A 1664-nucleotide genomic window follows, 5' to 3' on the forward strand; every position below is an offset into this window, starting at 1 on the left:
TAGCCTCGATCTTGCGTGACGGTCCGCCGACGGAGTCGGTGGACCGTTTTCGTGCCGTGGGCTGAGGCGGGGCAGGCCAGGGGCCCGAGTGTCGTCTCGGGGTGGCGCCGGGTTCCACTGCTCCGGATGAGTGTGGTGCTGTCGTAGGGACGGGTGGATCCGCTGGTCAGCCGGGGTTCGGCAGGAGTGCGAGCCGTTCGAGTGCGGCGGCGATGTGGCGGGTCCAGGGCCAGTGCCGGGCCAGGCGGAGGATCCGGCGGCGGCCGGTGGTCGCCAGCTGTCCTGCGGTGGTGAAGAGGCGGAGCCGCAGGCGGCGGGGCTCCCAGAGACGGGCCTCGCCGGTGAGGGCGAGCATCGGCATCCAGGCCAGCAGGTCGAGCGCGATCTGCACGATCTCCAGCCAGACCTTGTTCTGGGCCGTGCGCTTCAGGGGCAGGTTCCGCAGGCCGGTGGCCCGGGCGGCCCGGATGCGGTCCTCGGCCCTCGCCCGCCGGCGGTGACGGAGCTCGAGTTCGGCGATCGGCCGGCCGGCGGTGTTGGTCGCGAAGCAGGTGAGCCGCATGCCGTCCGCATCCGTGAGCCGCAACTGGGCCCCGGGATGCGGACGCTCTTTCCTCACGATCAGCCGCATGCCCTTCGGCCAGCCGTCCAGGACGTCGCCGGTGAGCTCGGCGACCCAGGCCCCGTCCCGGACCTCGCTGTCCGCCTCGACGGCCGGCGTCCAGGCGGACGGGGGAACCTTGAGGACGTGGCTGTGGATCGCGTCGGTGATCACCATGCCGACCGAGTAGGACAGCCACCTCCCGCGCCGGGTGAGCCAGGCCACGAAGTCGTGGGTGCCGCCCGCGGAGTCGGTGCGGATCAGGGTCCGTCGCCCGCGCCGGTAGTGCTTCGGCAGCTGGGCGAGGGCGAGTTGGGCGGTGGTGATGTGGTCGGCGGCGGTGTTCGATCCTGCGTTGCCCGGCCTGAGCAGGGCCGCGACGGGTTCTCCGGTGCCGCCGGGGCCGTGGTCGACGAAGGCCATGAGCGGGTGATGCCCGTAGGTCCGCTTCCAGGTGGGTGCGGCATCCTCCTTGTCGGAGTGCGCGACCACCACAACCCCGTCGAGGTCGACGGTCACCGTCCCGCCCGCGTCGGGCGCGGCCCGGCCGGCCAACTGCCAGATTCGCTCGCGGGCTTGGGCCCGCGCGGAGCGGATCGTCTGCAGGGCCTTCTCGCCGGAGGCGGCGAGGGTGTCGATCAGGCGGGAGACCGTCGGGTCGGAGGCGACCGGCCCGAACACGGCCGGCTCGGCCCGCAGCATGCCCACATCCGCGAGGCAGTCCCCGCCCGACGCGACCGCCAGGGCGACGTCCAGGAGGACCTTCCCGGGGTCGTGAACGGCCCGCGGCTTCCGCCACGGCGACAACGCTTCGGATATCGCCTGGTCAAGGCCGCTCTTGCGGACCGTCTCCACAAGCAGGACCGCCCCGGCCTGGGAGACGACTTGACGGCCGTCGTCCCGGACGCGGACATGGGGATAGGACCCGATAGAGTGCTTCACCTGGGAAGTGCCTCCGATGGTGGCAGGAACAAGGACCTCGACAATCCTCATTCTTGCTGGTCAGAGGCACTTCTGCGTTTCTGATCAACCACTGGACAGGCCACCTCGTGAAAGCGCGAGG

The 1664-nt window shown here is 71.4% G+C and carries 1 protein-coding gene; it reads right to left on the reverse strand.

The annotated features are described in order from the left end of the window. Positions 1-166: 166 nt before the first annotated feature. Positions 167-1543 carry an IS1380 family transposase gene (locus AB0L56_RS31490; protein WP_365429563.1) on the reverse strand — a complete coding sequence of 459 codons (1377 nt, stop codon included), beginning with the start codon at positions 1541-1543 and terminating at the stop codon, positions 167-169. Positions 1544-1664: the final 121 nt, after the last annotated feature.

The sequence above is a fragment of the Streptomyces sp. NPDC052079 genome (assembly GCF_040680275.1).
GTDB lineage: Bacteria > Actinomycetota > Actinomycetes > Streptomycetales > Streptomycetaceae > Streptomyces.